Origin of the sequence: Cellulosilyticum sp. I15G10I2 (assembly GCF_900095725.1) — a bacterium.
In the GTDB taxonomy this organism is placed as follows: Bacteria; Bacillota; Clostridia; order Lachnospirales; family Cellulosilyticaceae; genus FMMP01.
This window is the reverse complement of the sequence record NZ_FMMP01000009.1, coordinates 648,865-667,496: the sequence shown is the minus strand read 5'-3', so window position 1 is coordinate 667,496 and position 18,632 is coordinate 648,865. Positions and strand designations below refer to the sequence as shown.

General features: G+C 37.7%; 14 protein-coding genes. 7 read left to right on the top strand and 7 right to left on the bottom strand.

Annotation, left to right across the window (positions count from 1 at the left end; genetic code table 11):
- The first annotated feature begins 268 nt into the window (after positions 1-268).
- The 3 genes from BN3326_RS11565 to BN3326_RS11555 all read left to right on the top strand — a co-directional run bounded on the left by BN3326_RS11565 (position 269) and on the right by BN3326_RS11555 (position 1,692).
- A complete protein-coding gene (locus tag BN3326_RS11565) occupies positions 269-661 on the top strand; it encodes a hypothetical protein (RefSeq protein ID WP_069999380.1) in 393 nt (130 codons plus the stop codon).
- A 264-nt stretch (positions 662-925) separates the two neighbouring features.
- Positions 926-1,312, top strand: coding sequence for a nucleotidyltransferase domain-containing protein (locus BN3326_RS11560; protein ID WP_069999379.1), 387 nt, complete (start codon positions 926-928; stop codon positions 1,310-1,312).
- A complete protein-coding gene (locus BN3326_RS11555; protein ID WP_083258657.1) occupies positions 1,303-1,692 on the top strand; it encodes a HEPN domain-containing protein in 390 nt (129 codons plus the stop codon). Before BN3326_RS11560 ends, BN3326_RS11555 begins: the two co-directional genes overlap by 10 nt.
- A 226-nt stretch (positions 1,693-1,918) precedes the next feature.
- Here the strand turns inward: BN3326_RS11555 and BN3326_RS11550 are convergent, their stop codons facing one another.
- Positions 1,919-4,303: a S8/S53 family peptidase gene (locus tag BN3326_RS11550; protein ID WP_069999378.1), complete on the bottom strand. Its 2,385-nt coding sequence runs from the start codon at positions 4,301-4,303 to the stop codon at positions 1,919-1,921.
- 530 nt (positions 4,304-4,833) lie between these two features.
- Here BN3326_RS11550 and BN3326_RS11545 point away from each other — a divergent pair.
- Together BN3326_RS11545 and BN3326_RS22395 are read left to right on the top strand one after the other, a co-directional pair.
- A complete protein-coding gene (locus BN3326_RS11545; protein WP_069999377.1) occupies positions 4,834-7,254 on the top strand; it encodes a S8/S53 family peptidase in 2,421 nt (806 codons plus the stop codon).
- 455 nt (positions 7,255-7,709) lie between these two features.
- Positions 7,710-9,671: a [Fe-Fe] hydrogenase large subunit C-terminal domain-containing protein gene (locus tag BN3326_RS22395; RefSeq protein WP_069999375.1), complete on the top strand. Its 1,962-nt coding sequence runs from the start codon at positions 7,710-7,712 to the stop codon at positions 9,669-9,671.
- A gap of 2 nt (positions 9,672-9,673) precedes the next feature.
- Here BN3326_RS22395 and BN3326_RS11530 read toward each other — a convergent pair whose 3' ends face one another.
- On the bottom strand, positions 9,674-11,074 hold the full coding sequence (locus BN3326_RS11530; RefSeq protein ID WP_069999374.1) for an MATE family efflux transporter: 1,401 nt from the start codon (positions 11,072-11,074) through the stop codon (positions 9,674-9,676).
- Positions 11,075-11,258: 184 nt separating this feature from the next.
- Here BN3326_RS11530 and BN3326_RS11525 point away from each other — a divergent pair, with 184 nt between their 5' ends.
- On the top strand, positions 11,259-12,089 hold the full coding sequence (locus tag BN3326_RS11525; protein ID WP_069999373.1) for a helix-turn-helix domain-containing protein: 831 nt from the start codon (positions 11,259-11,261) through the stop codon (positions 12,087-12,089).
- Positions 12,090-12,144: 55 nt separating this feature from the next.
- Here BN3326_RS11525 and BN3326_RS11520 read toward each other — a convergent pair whose 3' ends face one another.
- From BN3326_RS11520 to BN3326_RS11505, 4 genes are all read right to left on the bottom strand, one after another.
- Positions 12,145-13,218, bottom strand: a complete 1,074-nt coding sequence (locus BN3326_RS11520) for a sulfate/molybdate ABC transporter ATP-binding protein (RefSeq protein ID WP_069999372.1) — start codon at positions 13,216-13,218, stop codon at positions 12,145-12,147.
- A gap of 4 nt (positions 13,219-13,222) precedes the next feature.
- Positions 13,223-13,894, bottom strand: a complete 672-nt coding sequence (modB, locus tag BN3326_RS11515; RefSeq protein ID WP_069999414.1) for a molybdate ABC transporter permease subunit — start codon at positions 13,892-13,894, stop codon at positions 13,223-13,225.
- 3 nt (positions 13,895-13,897) lie between these two features.
- A complete protein-coding gene (gene modA / locus BN3326_RS11510) occupies positions 13,898-14,782 on the bottom strand; it encodes a molybdate ABC transporter substrate-binding protein (protein WP_083258655.1) in 885 nt (294 codons plus the stop codon).
- Positions 14,783-15,138: 356 nt separating this feature from the next.
- Positions 15,139-16,179 carry a helix-turn-helix transcriptional regulator gene (locus tag BN3326_RS11505; RefSeq protein ID WP_330389709.1) on the bottom strand — a complete coding sequence of 347 codons (1,041 nt, stop codon included), beginning with the start codon at positions 16,177-16,179 and terminating at the stop codon, positions 15,139-15,141.
- 189 nt (positions 16,180-16,368) lie between these two features.
- Here BN3326_RS11505 and ablB point away from each other — a divergent pair, with 189 nt between their 5' ends.
- Complete coding sequence (gene ablB, locus BN3326_RS11500; RefSeq protein WP_069999370.1) at positions 16,369-17,217, top strand: putative beta-lysine N-acetyltransferase; 849 nt, start codon at positions 16,369-16,371, stop codon at positions 17,215-17,217.
- Positions 17,218-17,280: 63 nt separating this feature from the next.
- Here the strand turns inward: ablB and BN3326_RS11495 are convergent, their stop codons facing one another.
- The gene (locus BN3326_RS11495; protein ID WP_069999369.1) at positions 17,281-18,498 is read right to left on the bottom strand and encodes an NAD(P)/FAD-dependent oxidoreductase; all 1,218 of its coding nucleotides are present in this window, start codon (positions 18,496-18,498) and stop codon (positions 17,281-17,283) included.
- Between the last annotated feature and the right edge of the window lie 134 nt (positions 18,499-18,632).

Below are 18,632 nucleotides of genomic sequence, written 5' to 3'. Positions count from 1 at the left end.
CACCAATTGAATACAGGCAATATCTCATGAATAAAGCTGCATAAAAAATAACGCCAACCAGAATCTAGGGTTGACGTTATAACTGATTTTTATTTTTTCCACTGTCCACTTGACAGGGAGCACTTCAAATAGCCTATCTGGTTTATTTTTATGCCACTATGTTGCCATATCCTCTTCAAGGGGAGCCCCCATAGGCTTTGTTATACAGCGTATAAGTATGACACTTATAATTAAATCACATAAATACAAGCAATGAACTTCAGTTCACTTGTGCATACTATTTTTATTTATTGACTTTATATGCAAAATAACAACAGCTAAGGATACCATAAACACCGTAGAACAAAATGGTCAGACTAACTCTTATGAGTACGACTTCAAAGGTAGCTTAATAGAAGATGAAAAGAATGATTATGTCTATGATGCCTTAGACCAACTTATTGAAGTATATGATAAGACAACAGAAGTTCAAATTGCAGACTATATTTATAACTCTAACGGCGAACGCATCCAAAAGACAGTAAACGGTAAGCAGACTAATTTCTTCTACCAAGATGACTTTCTCCTTTATGAAACTGACAGTGATAATAATATCACCAAGGAATATATCTGGAGCGAAAGCGGTTACCCTATAGCCTTTAAATACGAAGGCAATATGTAGTACTATCTAATTATTGTGGTGATGTTAATACTGTTTAAAATGGGGAACATAACTCTGCGAGAGTTAGCAAGGGGAGGGGGGATAGTGTTTTTCGATGCGACTTGGATACATGTGACGGAGCAGAGAAAAATAGCTATCCCCCCTCCCCATTGCGGACGTCACCAAAACATTTAAGTATAAACTATCCCCTCTCCTTGTTGTTTTTCCTTTAATTAGGGTATAATATTAATAATATAACCAAAAGTCTTTAGGAGGGATAAACAGATGATAGATAACTCTGCCGTTTTATTTAACACCGATTTAAATTTACAGCTTAAGCATGCCAGCAGAGTAAAAACCTGTTTTGACATCATTGACAGCCTTTTGCCACAGAGTGAAATTTATTTATTTGGAAGCTATGCTAAGCGGAAGATTAAAGATGAGAGTGACATAGACCTTTTGGTACTAGTAGACGACCATTATACTTCGAAAGAACTCCAAGAAATAAGGTGGCAGATAGAAGATCAAATATATAAAGCTAACAATATGACATTTGAAATAGATTTGAAACTATACACTAAGAAATTTTATGAGAGTCAAATGACTGATTCTTATTTTATTATGGAAATAGAAAAATATAAAAAAGATTTGAGGGGTGTAAAATGGAGCTAAAAAAGGGGAGTATGCTTTACTTTGCAGAAACAGATTATAAAAGTCTTCAGCTTTTATTAAATAATATTGAAGGATTAGAAGATGCGGTTTTGGTAAGATGTGAGCAATGTGTCGAAAAGTATATGAAGGTACTGCTGAAAGAGAAATTAGGCGAAATAAATACTTCTCATAATTTAAGTGTTATTCTGAATAAACTGTTAGGACTATATCCAGAACTCAGTAAGTACAAAGCATTATGCAGATTCTTAAAAGATTGTTATTATGACAGAAACTATGAAACAGAAGGCTATTACGAACTAGATCCCCAGGAGTTCAAAGATAGTGTTGATGAAGCTCTAAAATTAATAGAATACCTGAGAAACAAGTGTATAGAGATTTAAAATAAATCATGTAAAATCAATACAGTAGCTGTTCCTTTATTAACAAGGGAGCAGCATTTTTGTTTGAGTATAATCATTTTATAGAACATAACTCTGCTAAATTTAGCAAGGGGAGGGGGGATAGTGTTTTCCGATGCGACTTGGATACGTGTGACGGAGCTGAGAAAAATAGCTACCCCCCCTTTTTGTTGTTTTTCCTTTATTAGTGAAGGAATGGCTTTTTATATTATTTAATAGAAGCCAGCAATTGCAGAAGTGTTTCAAGTCGGAATATACCATATCCTTGACTTGGGTTAGGATAGGATAGTGTATCAAATCGGCTTAATGCATTTGCTATAATGCTATTGATAACAATTGTATTAGGGAGAGGGGTAGTGTCTAAATCCATATATTTTTGGTAGATTGTAGCAGCAGCTCCAGCCATAATGCTGGCAGCCGGTACTGTACCAGTCACTCCTATCCATTCATTCAATGTGCAGGGAGCTAGGATGCTTTTGCCATAGGTTACAAGGGTGGGGACAATATTAAGACTAGAATCACCACGTCCTGAACTGACAATTACAGTATTTGTATTAACATTATATGCGCCTACACTCATTATATTTGGAATGATAGAAGTTGATCCCATAGTTAGTAATGTAGCATGAGGATTAAGCTTAACATGACGATTAAGCTCTTCTTGAGAAATCCACATTTCTATTCTATTTAAACCGCCCATATTAATATCCGAGGCTATATACCATTGCCCAACGCTTGGGTTTTCAAGTCGAAACAATATGCGCAAAGCCCCATTTAAAAAGCTTATTCCTTCTCCCGAAGAATAAATCGTTGTATTACTTATTTGATAAATACCTGGCTCTTTTAAATTAACTGCCCCTCCAGGTTGATCAGCAGGAGGGTATAGGTCTGCGGTCAACATATTATTTCCCCACTGGTAGATAACGCCCACTACATTTTGACCAGGTTGTTCTACTCTTATATTTATTCTTCTTGTTCCATATTGTTCGCCAAGAATATCGAAATGATGTTGCTTATCTGCCTCATCGCCTGTAGGAACAATAAGTGTATGAGCTACGCGCTTTGCTATAAATGATACGTGTTGTTGAATAAAGAGAGCCGCGTCGTGGCCATCGATATTACCATTAAAAGGCATAATAAGTACCAAAGGTTTATCGTGTTCAATTGAATAGGCTGAAAGATTCGCCATCCCAATAAGTGCATCATGTAAAATAATAGCTTTATCACTCGGCATTCCACCATAGATAAGCTGAAGCTTTTCAGAGACGGGTCGTATTTTAGCAATAAGAAATTCTGCTTCTGGTGCAATGCCTCTATAACCAATAGTTTCATTAAAACCACCAGAAATTGCAGCCATTACTGTACTCATGCTTTCGCCGACAGGGAGTCTAATGAGTTCATTAGGATTTGGGCTGGTTAGAGCAGCGTTTATTTGTTCAGAGGTATAAGTATTCCCCTGATCTGTCTTGATTTGCTCCCACATATATGCAATACGGGTAGTTCCATCCAGACGACGTAGAGCCATATTAGTATAGTCAATGTCATCCGTTGTAATAATGCCTATATAAACACCTCTGCCTGTGTAGCTCTGAGTTTCTGCAGGAAGATGATAAGGAATCATTGGATTTTCAGTGTCTGGCATACAAGGAGCATGGGTTAATATTGTAAGTCTATAGTCAGCAGGTACTAATCTTCTAAGAAATTCACTGTTTTGGTCAAATGCACTTCTTCTGCCATATAGAAACATTAATCCATCAGCTACATGAATATATTCAAGACCAATTTCTGCAAATTGGGTAGCATCTATGCTGGCTTCGGCAACCAGTGGTAAATAAATCTCCTCATCTGGTTCTATAGTTAAGTAAAAAAAGTCATTATAGAGAGGTTTAGCCTGTCTATTATTTTTATTTACCATTTTAAAAGGTTGAGCTTTTAAAATAGAAATAGCTCTTCTAATACTGCCGTTAATTTCCCCAATATCTTTAATGATGTATTTGGAATGATCATATATTTTTTCTTTAATAGAGTTCATTATGAGTAAGCTCTCGCTGGCTTCTAAACTACGGTTTATAATCTGAGAAGATAGATTTTTTATTGAATTATTGCAGTTAGACATTTCAATATTTGCGTAGATAATCAAAGGTTTACAGATTTCTTTTGATAGGAATGTCAGAAAGTGTATGCATTTCATAAAAGCTAAAGTATCTATTTCATTGTTTTCAGAAAAGCAAAGAATACGCCAATCCTTAGTTTTAGGATAAAGGCTAGCAGTTCTGGCATTTTCATCAGTATTTTTGAGGGTTTGCGTACTTATATTATAATAATGTGTGAATACTGAACTTTCTTGTTTAGAAGCTAGAATAGCTAGTATAATATCATTTTGTTCTAGTAAGTCAAGTTCTGGGATACCCACTAAATTTTTTAGACGAAATGTAGCATTTATCTCAATTTCTTCAGTAACACTACTTAGCCAATCTAAATACTTTTCATCAATCTCTAATACAGTAAATTCCTTGTAGAGAGACTGGACTTGAGTCCCATACTGTCCTAAATAATTTTTCATTTGCTTGTCAATTTTAACAATTAATTTCATAACGCCTCCTTATTTATGCTAATAAACGTATTTTTTATTTAAAATATAAATACAACTATAACAAGCAAATAAAACTTTCTATCTCTAAGGTTAAAGCCCCCCTATTATATTTATGTAGATATTTGATTCATTAGTATTTTTTATAAGCAGCATTTTTGTTTAAGTATAATCATTTTATAGAACATAACTCTGCGAGAGTTAGCAAGGGGAGGGGGGATAGTGTTTTGCGATGCGACTTGGATACGTGTGACGGAGCAGAGAAAAATAGCTATCCCCCCTCCCCATTGCGGACGTTGCCAAAATATTTAAGTAGAAGCTCTACAACTTAAATGTATACACAGAGTGAAAATTCTAAAAGCAAATTAATAGTTAAATAATAATAAATAACATATATGAATCATAACATTATAAAAGAAGACATATAATGAGAATTTTAGCCAAGGAGTATTTCAGTAGCATACAGGACGGATGGATATGGACATAGACGCTGAACATATAGATGGATAGGTTAGAGGGGGGGAGGTGTAAGTATGCAGGTTATTATAGAACACAGTAAAGATGTAGCTCCCTACTTAGGACAATATGCAAATAGGATAGAGACTTTAGGGATAAACCATAAAGTTTTAGAGATAGAAGAAAAATACCTATCTTGGTTAAGTGGACTAACCGGTATTATAGAACCTAACTTTACAATAGAACTAGGCAGTAATAACAATACACTCATAAAAGAGCAAATAGACGGCCCTAACATGATTATAGCAACAATAGAGGCCAAGCCGGATATACAAGAAGCAGACCGTATTTACCATATGACAGCGCATACCAGTAAAGCGATTTCCCGTGATAGGAAAGATGATAAATGTTTATCGATAAGCTGTTATAGCGAAACACATCAAACGACAGCAGCAGATTATATCAAGTGTGTGGCATATCTCAAAGATCTGGCTTGCCAGCTACATAAACCTATACTTATTTATGCAAATATCTATATTCCTGACGAAGGCTTTAGATACAGAAGTTTAACTTCCAAAATTATTAATCATTATTTAGAAGCTTTAAATGGTGGTATGATCATAAAGTGTACACATGAAGATAACAATAAGTATTATATGCCAATGCGAGGGGAGTATGAGTTTTATCAAGATCAAGTGATTTATTTAAGTGAGGATCTAAAGAGCACTACGCTAAAAGCCTTGCCGTTTATTAGAGATGCCTTTAAAAATAAGAATTGGTTTAAAAATATGTATGATCAGTATCGGCAGAGCAGTCCATTATTTGAAAATGATGTATTTTATAACAGCATCCAGCCAAATGAAGAAATCTATGCCTTTCTGGATACCGGTAATTATAGGCCCCCAGAGTATTATGAAGCGTTAGGGTTAAAGACCGCACGTTTAATAGGGGGATATAGTATGCTTTATGCTAGGAAAAGTCAGTTTGATGAGTTAAGTAATATACTAAGACAAGATGTAACGCCTAGACACCGTATACCTATCGTAAGCCACGCGCCTTGTGAAAGAGAAGAGGGGTATCCACTCACGCCATACAGCCTTATTGCAGAAGAGCTAAAATATAAAGGAAGAGACGTTTATATAGGGCTTATTACAACAGATGATGTGGATTATACAAATGAAGTGCTGCGGGATCAAAATGGCGGGACGAGAATAGCTTATATTTGGCAGCAAGTAAGTGCTAGTGAAGGGATGAAGTATTTTAAGGAACAAATAGATAGAGCGCTAAATAGTCCCAGCCCTGGGGAACTTATTCCAATTCCAGAGAATGATAGTATAAGCACAATGATGTTAGGCATAGCAGGTGGTAAGAGTCTTGGTGAGACATATCGTGGTGTTGCAACAGAAGCGGAGTTTATAGTTGCAAAAGTTAAACCAGCATCAGAAGCCGTTCAAAGAATTTATGGAGGCATGCCAAGCCGATATGGGGTGATACTGCAAGATGCAATGATTGGTGTTTTAGAACTTGCAGACTTTGCAAGAGAAAGAAATAGGCCGCTTGTATTATGCTTACCTTTTAATACGAATATAGATCCCCATGATGGGTCGTTGATTCTTTATGAAATACTAGCACTGGTAGCAAGAAGAGCGGGGATTACTTTAATAATCCCAACTGGAGATGAGGCTGATAAACAACACCATTACAGCACTCAGCGAGCAGGAGGGTCTCTAAGCCCGTTAACACTTAATGTAGCAAGAGCCAATCAGAATGTAATAGGTGTTATTTATCAAAGAATTTCATCTATTGTAACTGCCTATTTATATCCGCCATCCAATATTGCTACGGGACCAATTGATTTAAAACAAGCAGGGGTCACTTCAGTTTTAGAAGCAACTGTTTATTCAAATGGGGAAGAGATAGACTTTTTAAATGGGGCGAGACGATTATTATTTAGGATAGAAAGTCCCCAGATAGGGCAGTGGCGTCTAGCTGGTGCATTAGGATCGGAAGAATTAAGTCAAATTAATCTATGGATTTCACAACAGGAGCTTAATCCACATATTACCCTTCGTCCTTCTGACACATTTACGACCCTTGGTTCATCAGCTTGTATTAATAATGCAATGGTTGTAGGCGGCTATGATCAACGTACAGGGGTAATGCTTAGTAGCTCAGGCAGAGGATACACTTGGGATGAAAGAGTAAGGCCGCTTTTGGTAACGGGAAGCAGTCGTATTACAGCACCTTGCAGACATGGGGAATGGGTGAGCGTAACAGGCACATTGCCGGCAGTAAGTATTATGGCAGGTGTTACAGCTACCATTTATAGTAAACTTATGGAAGAAGGAAGGGTGCCTTTACCTAATACCTTGGGCATCAATAATATCTTGCTTGGCGTCATACGACAATCCTATGGCGTATCATATCCTAACCCTAGTGAGGGCTATGGTGTTTTTGACCTGAGTATTTTAAATTCACTGCTTAACAGTCCTATATAAGTGGAGGCTGTTCCTTTATTAACGAGGGAATAGCTTTTTTGTTTTACTATAAGTATTTTATAGAACATCACTCTGCGAGAGTGAGCAAGGGGAGGGGGGATAGTGTTTTTCGATGCGACTTGGATACATGTGACGGAGCAGAGGAAAATAGCTATCCCCCCTCCCCCTTGCGGACGTTGTCCAAACAATCTTAATCTAGCGGAAATATTTGCCTGGGCCATAGTGGTTACTGTACGCGCATCACTTTTGAAAGTATTATTTTTCCTGCAAGCCTACTTATAGAAATTTGGCAAGATTATAAAGTGACAGAATTAAATATATTTAGTAGATTTTTTTGCGACTAATTATGCTAAAATGTAATAATAACCTGCTAAATGCATCAAAATAATTACTTTCTCCACCGGTTATTATTCGGATGTGCGTATAAGGCGAATGATTATATGAGGAGAGATGAAATGGAAGCAAAATCTATATCAAATCATTTAGAAGATCGGATATACTTGGATAAAGACCGGTGCGCGGGATGTAATCAGTGCATAGGCTATTGTCCTATACCTGGGGCGAATATAGCTTATTATGCAGATGACAAGAATAAAGTTAAAGTTGATGCCGAAAGATGTATTCACTGCGGAGAATGTATCCGTGTATGTGAACATCAGGCCAGACTATTTAAAGATGATACGGAACGTTTTTTTGAGGATATTAAAAAGGGAAAAGCTATTTCTGTTATTGCGGCGCCGGCCATACTTGTTAATTTTCCTGACTATAAGAAGTTGTTTGGCTACTTGAAAAAAATAGGTGTTAAATCCATCCTTGATGTTTCTTTGGGCGCGGATATTACGGTGTGGGCTTATTTAAAAGCGATGAAAGAAACAGGTATGGAGCCAATTATTGCACAGCCATGTCCGCCTATTGTGAATTTTATAGAAAAGTATCAGCCAGATCTTATTGATGCGCTAGCCAAGATACATAGTCCGATGATGTGCCTCGCCATATATATGAAAACCTACGAACGGACCACAGGAGAGATTGCTTTTTTATCCCCATGTATTGGTAAAGGTGATGAGATTACAGCCTCCCGAACCAAAGGTCTTGTGGGGTATAATGTGACCTTTAAAAAAATGAGTGATTACCTAAAAGCCCATGCTGTTGATTATACTCAGTATGAGGAACATGAGTTTGACCAAGAGTTACAGGCGAGTTTAGGGTTTCTTTTTAGTAGGCCTGGGGGGCTCAAGGAGAATGTTGAGTACTTTGTAAAAGATGCTTGGATACGTCAGATTGAAGGGACAAATCATGTCTATCATTACCTTCAAGAATATGCTGAGTCTATGAAGCAGAAAAAAGAATTACCGCTTCTATTAGATATACTTAACTGCAGCTATGGATGTAATTATGGAACAGGGACAGCCCATAATACATTAGAAAAGACCATGTCATTAGATGACGTTGACCGAGTTTTCAACCAAAAGAAAAGGGTCAAAAAGGGAGAGAAGAAGGGTTTTGTTAAAACGAAGAAGATTGATAGTCTGCATAAATACTTTGATAAAAAGATGGACTGGCATCAATTTGAATGTCACTATCAGGCCCATCAGCTGGACCTTCATTATGATGAGCCTTCTAAAGAAGAGCTTAATGAAATCTATTTAAAGATGAATAAGCCTATGGAGGAACATCGAAAAATCAATTGTGCTGCGTGCGGGTACCATTCATGTAGAAAAATGGCAACGGCTATTTTTCACGGCCTTAATATGCCAAATAACTGCATAGACTTTAACCGTATGTCTGTAAAACAAGAGAAAAAACATCGTAAAGCACAGGATGAACAGATTCAATTACTAGATCAAATGAAAATGATGACAGAAGAAAAATTAAAGCAGTCAGAGGAGATTTATCAGCAAAGCAGTGTGATTATGCAGTCTATAGCAGGCATATCTGCAGGCAATGAAGAAAATGCCTCATCTATTCAAGAACTCGCAAATAAAATGGATGAGATATTAAGTACGATCATCAATCTCAATGAGCATATCGATGGCATGGAGCAGAAACTTAATGCATTTGCTAAAGGCAGTGATGAAATAGTCGGGATAGCTAATCAGACAAATCTGCTTGCCCTTAATGCTGCGATTGAAGCAGCCAGAGCAGGTGAAGAGGGTAGAGGATTTGCCGTGGTTGCGGGAGAAGTAAAAAAACTGGCAGAGCGCTCCAAAGTCATTGCCATGGATACTCAGCAAGATCAGGTAGTCATGATGAAAGCAGCAGCAGAAGTTACGTCGATTTCAAGTGCCATTCAAGAAAAGATGATTGTCATGAATCAGGCAGTCAATATGATCTCATCATCTATTCAGGAGATTACAGCGAATAGTGAAGAAATCAGTGATGCAACTCAGCTGCTATTAGAAAAGATAAAAGCTTAAAATTATATGATAACAGGCGGCGTATTAGTCTGCCTGTATATTTTTTTGAGCATTACAGCGGCAACGGCAGCTGCTAAGACACCTGTAAGAATATTACTTACCATCATAACGATGCCGACGCTTTCTGTCCCTAAATTGGTAAAAGTCTGAAGGGCCCATAAAACAGGCATCCGGAAGACAAATACTCTGCTGAAGTTTATAAGAAGCGTTAGCTTGGTATAGCCAAAGCCGTAGAGTAGTGCCATGACCGCCGCATTGATGCCAAGGGGAATACAGGCCATCGCTTCAAAGTAATAAATACGCGCAATGTGAGTAGCAAATACAGTATCATCACCTGCGAAAAATGTGCTGATAGCATCTAAAAATCCGATGGTTACGATATAACCAATGGCACCAATAATTACATTAATGATTAATATTTTTTTAAAAGCATCCAAGGCTCTTTGGGGATTATTAGCACCAAGATTCTGGCTGATAATCGCAGCGCCACCGTCTTGGAAGCCGTTTTGCGGCACGGTAGTCATGCCACCGATGGTATTTGAGATCCCAAGGGCACCTACTGTTAAAGCACCATAAACGGTACTCATGGAATTAACGACAACCTTGCCAAGTGAAAAAGCGATTTTTTCTGCAATGACAGGGATGGATAAGACAATCATAGGTGTTGTCACTCTGCCTTTAAAGCGGATGCTTTTTAAAGAGAAGCCAAAGGCATTATTCTGATCACGCATATTGATGAAGGCTGCTGCAAGAATAACTAACTGAGAAAGAATAGTTGCAACGGCAATCATTGTAATACCTGATCGAAGTATGTAAACAAAAGAAGCGGTTAAGATCAGTTTAATAGCGATAGTTAATAAGTTGAGGTAAAGAATACGTTTTGAATTGCCCCGGGCTCGTTCAATAGCGATATAGACGTTATTAAAGAAGCTGATGATCATGCCAAGCAGTTCAACTATAAAATATTGGCTGCCGAGTGCAATCATCTCCTCAGGGGTATTGGCAAGTCTTAGAAACTGTGTGGTAAAAGGCAGAATAAAAAGTAAGATAGCAATACTTAAAAGAGCACACAGCCCAAATAAACTGCTGACTCTGGATTTGACAAGCTCATAATCACCAGCACCATAAGCCTCACTTATTTTGAGGCTGGCCCCTACGGCGAGTCCGCCGCCTATGGCAGCGAGTGTCATATTAATCTGGGACAGATACGCTACTGTGGAGATGGACTCGGCACTGATATGGGCGGCCATCATCGTATCTAACATCTTAAAGATTTGATTTAAACTTTGGTATAAAGCAAGGGGCGCGCATACTTGAAAAATGACGTGCCACATATTGTCTTGGAGTGCGAAGCTGCGAAAAGCTTCGTCTTTTGCAGTTAGTTGTGCAGCTGATTTTTCCATGTTTGATAATCCTCTCTGTCACTTGCGAGTTCCTATTTATACTATAACAAAAATAACGTTGTTTCTACGAATTATTAAATCAATTTTAGACAAATTACTGTTTTTTTGCTATAGCTAAGCTGTTTTGGTATAATATAAAGTAAAAAGGAATGATAGATAAAAAAGAAGGGATAGGAGAATGATGATGCTGCTGGATAATGGAGAGACGTTTTTAATAGACCGTGTGAAGAGGAAAGCATTTTTTGAGATGAACAAGGCGCATTTTCATCCGTATTATGAGATTTATTATTTGATTTCTGGCACAAGACGTATGTTTATTAACCATACATTGTATACCGTAGATAAAGGCAGTCTGATTATGATCGGCAAAAGTAATCCCCATAGAACCACTTTTATAACAGATGATCCCCATGAGCGGGTTGTCGTTAATTTTACCGACGACTTTTTACAGCCCTTATATCAAGAGATAGACAAAACATCCGTAGTAAAGTGCTTTGAAGATACACATATTGTGATCCCAGTCAGCCGAAGGGCTTATATTGAAGAACTTTTTATGAAGATGAAATATGAATCTGATCTTAGAGATGATTTTTCCAAGTTATTAATCAGAAGCTATTTTTATGAACTTGTCGTCTTTTTGCTAAGGTGTCAAGCCTTCCAAAATAATCATATCGAAGAACTAGATGGTGCAAGTGGCAAGATTCAGGAAATGGCAAGGTATATTTGTGAAAACTATGATAAACAGATCACCTTGGAGGATATTTCTAAAAACGCCAAGATGAGCACCACTTATTTTTCAAAAAAATTTAAGAAGATAACAGGATTTGGTTTTAAAGAATACCTGAACAACATTAGGCTAAGAGAAGCGTCACATTTATTAATCGAGTCAAAGCATTCTATTACGGAGATTGCATTAAAATGTGGCTTTACCGACAGCAATTATTTTGGGGATGTGTTTAAAAAGATGAAGGGTATATCGCCCAATCAATACAGAAAAAATAAAGGGGCTATTTAGATCAACGACTTGTGAACCTGAAAATACCCCGATGACAGACCTAAGTATAGAAGTTTTATACACTGCCCGACATCAAAAAGACGTGCTCGGGAGGGATATGGAGTGTAAGCTGCTTAGAAGCATCGTCTGCAAGATGCGGGCAGGAAGCTTTTGAGACTTCTACTTGAAAGATACAACCCTTGCAGGTTACTAGTACGGTTGTAGAAAATACCCCTTCAATCTTTTCTAATATCTGACAGGCAAAAGTTGTATCACTTTCTGAATCGAAGGAAGACAAGCTTAGATGGTGAGCTCGTACACCTGCTATCAGAGCTTTGGCAATAGGATTCCCAGCTTTTTTTGCAGCTTTAAAAACAAGCTCCTTTGACTGAAGTAAGTAATAGGCATCATTATCATCTATTACAGTGACATCAAAGAAGTTTTTGCAGCCTGTTATTCTTGCAGCCGTAAGATTTTGCGGGGTATGAATGATTGCTTCTTTAGTGCCTAGCTGAACATTTTCACCCTGATCCATAATCATAATATGGTCACTGATACGATAGGCTTCTTCAATATTATGGGTTACCAGAAGAACAATACCGTCAAAGTTGTTTTTGATAATATCAATCAGCTCTTTTTCTAGAAGATGTTTGATATGGCTGTCGAGGGCAGAAAAAGGTTCATCTAAAAGCAATAGCTCGGGTTCTTTGATGAGGGTGCGGGCAAGGGCGACTCTTTGCTGCTGTCCTCCTGAAAGCTGGGAGGGATAGCGCTTTTCAAGCCCCTCAAGCTGCATGCGGCTGATCATCTGAGTTATTTTCTGGTGGCGTTCCTCTTTAGGAAGCTCTTTAATGCCGTAAGCGATATTTTGGCTAACGGTAAGGTGGGGAAATAAAGCGTAATTTTGAAAAACATAGCCAATATTTCTAAGTCTGGGTGGTACATTTATTTTAGAATCAGAAGAAAAGAGTATTCTATCATTCAGTTTGATAGTTCCTTTATCTGGCGTATTAAGGCCTGCGATACACTTAAGCGTCATACTTTTGCCGCAGCCTGATGAACCCAGTATAGCAAGCACACCTTTTTCGATTTTAAAATAAGTGTTTAATTTGAAATTTCCGAGCGATTTTTCGATAGCGGCTTCTAGCATGTGCTTACCCCCTTTTCATTTTGCGTTCAAGCAGGTTAATCGTAAATAATACGACGATGGCGATACTTGTCATAATGATAACGAGTAGATTAGCCAGATCTTTATTGCCTGCTTGAAGGGCGTCATAAATGGCAATAGGCATGGTCATCGTCTTGTTGGGGATGCTGCCAGCGACCATGAGTGTTGTGCCAAAATCACCCAGTGCTCTTACAAAGGTCATCGTAAGACCAGCTACAATACCGCGCCATGCAATAGGTACTACAATCGTACAAAAAATACTAAGTTCATTTCTGCCAAGAAGTCTGGCAGCATTTAAGTAATCTTCGTTGATTTCTAAAAAAGCAGTTTTAGAAGATTTAATTAAATATGGAATAGCCACAACGGTAGAAGCAATGATAGCCCCCGTAGGAGTAAAGATGATCATCGTATTAAAATGTTTCTCAAGGAATAACCCAATAAGAGACTGCCGTCCGAAGAGTACCAGCAAATAATATCCTAGTACCGTAGGAGGAAGTACTACTGGCAAATTGGTTAATGTATCTAATAAATCAGTCATTTTACTGTGCCCTTTACTTAAAAAATAAGCAAGGGGAAGGCCTATAAAAAGACTAACAAGAGTAGCAGTGAATGCTACTCTAAAAGATAAATACAAAGGAAACCAATTAATAGACTGCATCATCTAGGCTCCGGGAGTTGAAAAACCATATTTGCTCATAATGGCTTGGCCTTCGTTGCTCATTATGAATGCTGTGAATTTCTTAGCAAGCCCTTCATTAGGCGTATCTTTTACAATACCCATAGATTGACTAAGAGGATCATGCATGGAGTCATCTATCAAGTTGACATGAATAGGTGCTTCGTCTTTAGAGGATAAGGCGATAAAGCCTGCTTCGGCATTTCCTGTTGAAACAAAGGTTAATGCTTCTGAGATATTTTTGCCATAAACGAGCTTGGGTTCAAGTTGGGGCCAAAGCCCAGCTTTTTCTATAGCCTGTTTAGCAGCTAGTCCATAGGGAGCAAGATCAGGATTGGCAATAGCTATTTTTTTGATCTCGGGATTTAATAAATCTTCTAGGGTTTTAGCTTCAAAGGAGCTGGTTTGTAAAGCTGCAATAGCCACACGGCCTACAGTGAAAACTTGATTAGTTTCTGGAACAATAAAGCCTTGGTCTGCTAAGTCATTCACGGCTTTTTTATTGGCAGCTGCAAACACATCAAACGGTGCGCCGTTTATAATCTGTTCTGTTAAAGTACCTGTTGAATTAAAAGAAAAAGTAACTGTACAATGATTAAGAACTTCAAAAGCTTTACCCATTTCTGTAAAGGCTTGGGTTAGACTCGCAGCCGCAGCTACTGTAAGTTCGCCTTTGGCTTCTGGTTCTGAGGGTGCTTCGGCAGCCACTGAGGGTTGTTGGCCTTCAGCTGCAGCAGGGGCTGATTGCTCAGTAGGTTTTGGACTTGAGGAACTGTTTTTAGCTTGAGATTCGCTGCAACCCGTTAATATAGTACATGTTAACATTAAGATAAGTACTGAGATTCTTTTGGAAAAATGATTCTTTTTCATAGTTGTAGCCTCCTTTATAAATAGGCGGTTTTGAATTGTATGAAAAAATATGAAACATAACGAAAATGGTTTTGATATAATGTTAAGCACATTATAGTCATGATTCGTTATGGTGTCAAGTGAGGAGAGCAGGCATAGAGAGAGAGAGGATTTGGGATAAAGTACATTATTATTTATAAAGAAGAAATTGATTTGTAAACTTGTAGATATTGCGCTATAGATGTTACTCAATAAGTGTACGAAAGAAGAATAGAAATAAAAAAAGATTAGGTAGATTTAACTAAAAAATCTTACCTAATCTTTTTTATTTCCACCTTATACCCCTTGTATATCACAAGGCTTTGTCTTTGTTTGTTCTATGTTTCTGCCGTAATGTGACCCATTTCACTGATGTCATAGCCATCAACTTCTTGGAACTCAAGTCTGAACTCATCGGAACGTAAGATATCTAAGATGGCTTGGACGGCCGTACTGCCCATATCTTCTTTTTTGAAAACCAGTTCATAACGCTCCTTTTGAAGCGGGATGAAATCAATATTATTCACTTGTCGTGCAAGCTTTTGATCCCCCACGGCTACATCTGCACCGCCACGGGCGATCGTGCTGGCTACAGTAAGATGGGACTGAGATTCTCTTTTGTAACCGTTTATTGAACTGCCGGGAATACCTAAGAGTCTTAAGTGTTCATCCAGCAATATGCGAGAACCTGCACCCTTCTCTCTGTTAATCATAGTGATATCAGGTCGTCTAAAATCACTCCATGTTTTAATATTTTTAGGGTTGCCTTTAGCTACATAAAAACCTTGAGTACGGCAGGTGAGATGCACAATAACCGTGGGGATGCCGGGAAGCAGTCTTCTGACATAAGGTACATTATATTGACCGGTATCGCCATCCCAAAGATGGGTAGAGGCGGCTTGGATTTGACCGTAATAAAGAGCAGTTAAACTATTATAGCTTCCAGTATAAGACCTGAGTGCTTTGATGCCAGTTGTATAACGCTCAATATAATTTGAAAGTACATCTAAAAGAGGATCTTGACCGCAGATAATAAATCCACTGCTAAGTTCACTGCCATAAGAGATGGAGGACTCTAAAAGTCCAGCGGTGAAATGACCTTGGAGAGAATGAAGAGAAGATGTTTGTTCTGGGGTGGACTTAGGAGCAGCGGGATTTTTTGAACCAGAAATATAATTTTCTACATCCTTCAAATTAAAACGCACTTTACGTCCTACTTTATAAGAATTAAGTTCACCTCTTTTTATAAGTTCATAGACTGTATTTTTAGAAATCTTCAACATATCAGCTACATCTTGAGCTGTGAGAGCCGTTGTATTAATCATAATTGATACCTTTCTTTGGGACTTAGCGAGGTTTGTTTCATTTGATTGTAGCATAGCATAAATTAAATAAGTTATCAATTCATGTTTTTTGATAACATTTGGCACTTGTGCAGAAGATGATGAAATGTGTGAAACGTAGTGAAGGGGTTTTTGAATCAATATATATATAATTGTGGTGATAGAATAAAGAAACGAAAAAATGCAGATATTGACTCTATATACAGAAAAATAGAGGTGAAAAATATGATTGCAGAAATACCAAAAATGGAAAAGCTTGACTTTGATGGCGGGACGGCTAGGATAAGGCTGAATGCATTTAATCAAAGAATTAAGATTGTAAGTTTTGAAGGTGAGATTACACAGCTTATGCATAAACTTACAGAGCTAGCGGCCAAAGAAAAAGTAGGTAAGATATTTTCTATTGTGAGTCAAGATCAAATCGCAGCATTTAAAGACCAAGGCTTTATTATGGAGGCAAAAATTAATCATTTTTTGAATGGAGAGCCAGGTTATTTCTTATCAAAGTTTATGCTGCCAGAACGTAAAATGAGTATGCTGCTTCCAGAAGAGGAAGAGGTACTTATTAAGTCGAGAGAATATAAAGACGAAGATTATCACTATGAAAAATATGATGAATATAAAATTAGAAGCGCTGATAAAGAAGATGCCAAAGGGTTGGCAAAGCTTTATGATAGTGTTTTTGAAACCTATCCTTCGCCTATGAATGATGCAGATTATATTCAATATGTAATGGACCATGATATTTTTTTCAAAGTCGCAGTATATCAGGATGAAATTGTCAGTGCGGCGTCTGCAGATATGGATTCTAAAAATTTGAATGTTGAGATGACAGACTGCGCAACCTACAAAGCCCATAGAGGACAGGGACTTATGGGGCGGCTGATCTTTGATCTAGAAAAAGAAATGCAAAATAGACACTATAAAGTACTCTACAGTACAGCCAGAGCTATTTCCGCAGGCATGAATATTGTATTTGCCAAGCATAATTATGAGTATGGCGGACGGCTTGTAAACCACTGCCATATTTGCGGACAGTTTGAAAATATGAATATATGGGTAAAAGAGTTATAAGAAAATCGGGGCAGTTCGCTGGCCCCGATTTTATAGTTTAATTTATTTAATTGGGTTTTTTAATCACCCGTCAAATCGATCTAGTTTAAATAATTTTAAGTTTTCATCAAAGGTTCCAAGATAAAGCTTACTGAGCATCATACCCCCTAAGATGGCAAATAATATGCCGTTTGCGCCATAGCCCAGGCAGTACCAAAGCTTATCATTTTTAGGATCTTTTCCTAAAAAGCCAAGATTGTCTTGGGTTGATGCAAAGGCGCCACAGTATTTATATTCGGCTTCAATATCCTTAATAAGAGGAAACATCGTTTTTATCCGCGCTTCTAGCAACTCATATTTTTCTAAGGCTGCATCCTCATTAAAGATGCCGGGAACAAAGGAAATATCTTCGCCGCCTGCGAGGATTCTATTATCAGCAGTGGTTCTAAAATAATGATAAGTAGAGCTATTATCACGGATTAATACTCTGCCAGGCCAACCCCCAAAAGAAGTGACTGGCTTTGTTGCAATATTAAAAGTCGTTGTTTTGACACCGAAGTTTCTCTTGGTGAAAAGCTGTGTATTATAGCCAGTAGCTACAATAATGATTTTACCTTTAACTTTATAACCATAAGTTGTTTCGACTTCGACGCCATGGTCTAAATAGTTTACTTTAACAACTTCTGTATTTTCAAACACCTGAAGCCCTTTCTGAGAGCTGACGTCCAGAAGCTGATGCGTATACTTATAAGGATCTAACTGAGCACCGCCGTCCATGGCATATAACCCAGCCTTTAAATCAAAGCTAAAAGGATTACTAGAAGCGGTAAGAAACTCGGCTGAGAATCCATGAGTCTTTCTAAGATTATACTCTTCTTCAACCTCTGCTATTTCTTCTTTTTTTGAAGTATAGAGGAGCGTATCTTTTTTTTCATAATCACAGTTATTACCTTGTTCATTAATAAAAGCATCAATTTCATCAAGTGCCTTTAGCCCAAGCTTATAGGCTTTTAGGCTGTTTTCAAGAGGTGTATACTGCTCAAGATCACGCAGGCTGCTATCTAATTCATATTGAAGCAAGGTGGTGGTAATACTAGTGCTTCCAAAAGCTATTCTGCTTTTTTCTAAAAGCACACAATCAATATTTTGACGAGAAAAATAATAACCTAAAATACTTCCGGTTACCCCGCCGCCTATAATAATGACATCCGTACTTATATTTTGTGTTAAATAAGCATATTGTTTGGGAACTTCATTAATGTGTGTAAAGAGTGATGCGCCTTGCACATATTGTAGACTCATGGTTGTCACTTCTCCTAAAGGGAATGAATTTCATAATGAATGCAAGGTGTAGTGTATGGAATTTTTTGAGATAGTATACATGATTGATAGAGTCTGTAGACAAGATTACGTAGCTGATTAGAAATGTCTATTTA

Coding starts and splice junctions, on each gene's coding strand:
- BN3326_RS11505 (WP_330389709.1), bottom strand. CDS start 16,179: ATGCTACAATCAAATGAAACAAACCTCGCTAAGTCCCAAAGAAAGGTA.
- BN3326_RS11555 (WP_083258657.1), top strand. CDS start 1,303: ATGGAGCTAAAAAAGGGGAGTATGCTTTACTTTGCAGAAACAGATTAT.
- BN3326_RS11525 (WP_069999373.1), top strand. CDS start 11,259: ATGCTGCTGGATAATGGAGAGACGTTTTTAATAGACCGTGTGAAGAGG.
- BN3326_RS11545 (WP_069999377.1), top strand. CDS start 4,834: ATGCAGGTTATTATAGAACACAGTAAAGATGTAGCTCCCTACTTAGGA.
- BN3326_RS11530 (WP_069999374.1), bottom strand. CDS start 11,074: ATGGAAAAATCAGCTGCACAACTAACTGCAAAAGACGAAGCTTTTCGC.
- modB (WP_069999414.1), bottom strand. CDS start 13,894: ATGCAGTCTATTAATTGGTTTCCTTTGTATTTATCTTTTAGAGTAGCA.
- BN3326_RS22395 (WP_069999375.1), top strand. CDS start 7,710: ATGGAAGCAAAATCTATATCAAATCATTTAGAAGATCGGATATACTTG.
- modA (WP_083258655.1), bottom strand. CDS start 14,782: ATGAAAAAGAATCATTTTTCCAAAAGAATCTCAGTACTTATCTTAATG.
- BN3326_RS11550 (WP_069999378.1), bottom strand. CDS start 4,303: ATGAAATTAATTGTTAAAATTGACAAGCAAATGAAAAATTATTTAGGA.
- BN3326_RS11520 (WP_069999372.1), bottom strand. CDS start 13,218: ATGCTAGAAGCCGCTATCGAAAAATCGCTCGGAAATTTCAAATTAAAC.
- ablB (WP_069999370.1), top strand. CDS start 16,369: ATGATTGCAGAAATACCAAAAATGGAAAAGCTTGACTTTGATGGCGGG.
- BN3326_RS11495 (WP_069999369.1), bottom strand. CDS start 18,498: ATGAGTCTACAATATGTGCAAGGCGCATCACTCTTTACACACATTAAT.
- BN3326_RS11560 (WP_069999379.1), top strand. CDS start 926: ATGATAGATAACTCTGCCGTTTTATTTAACACCGATTTAAATTTACAG.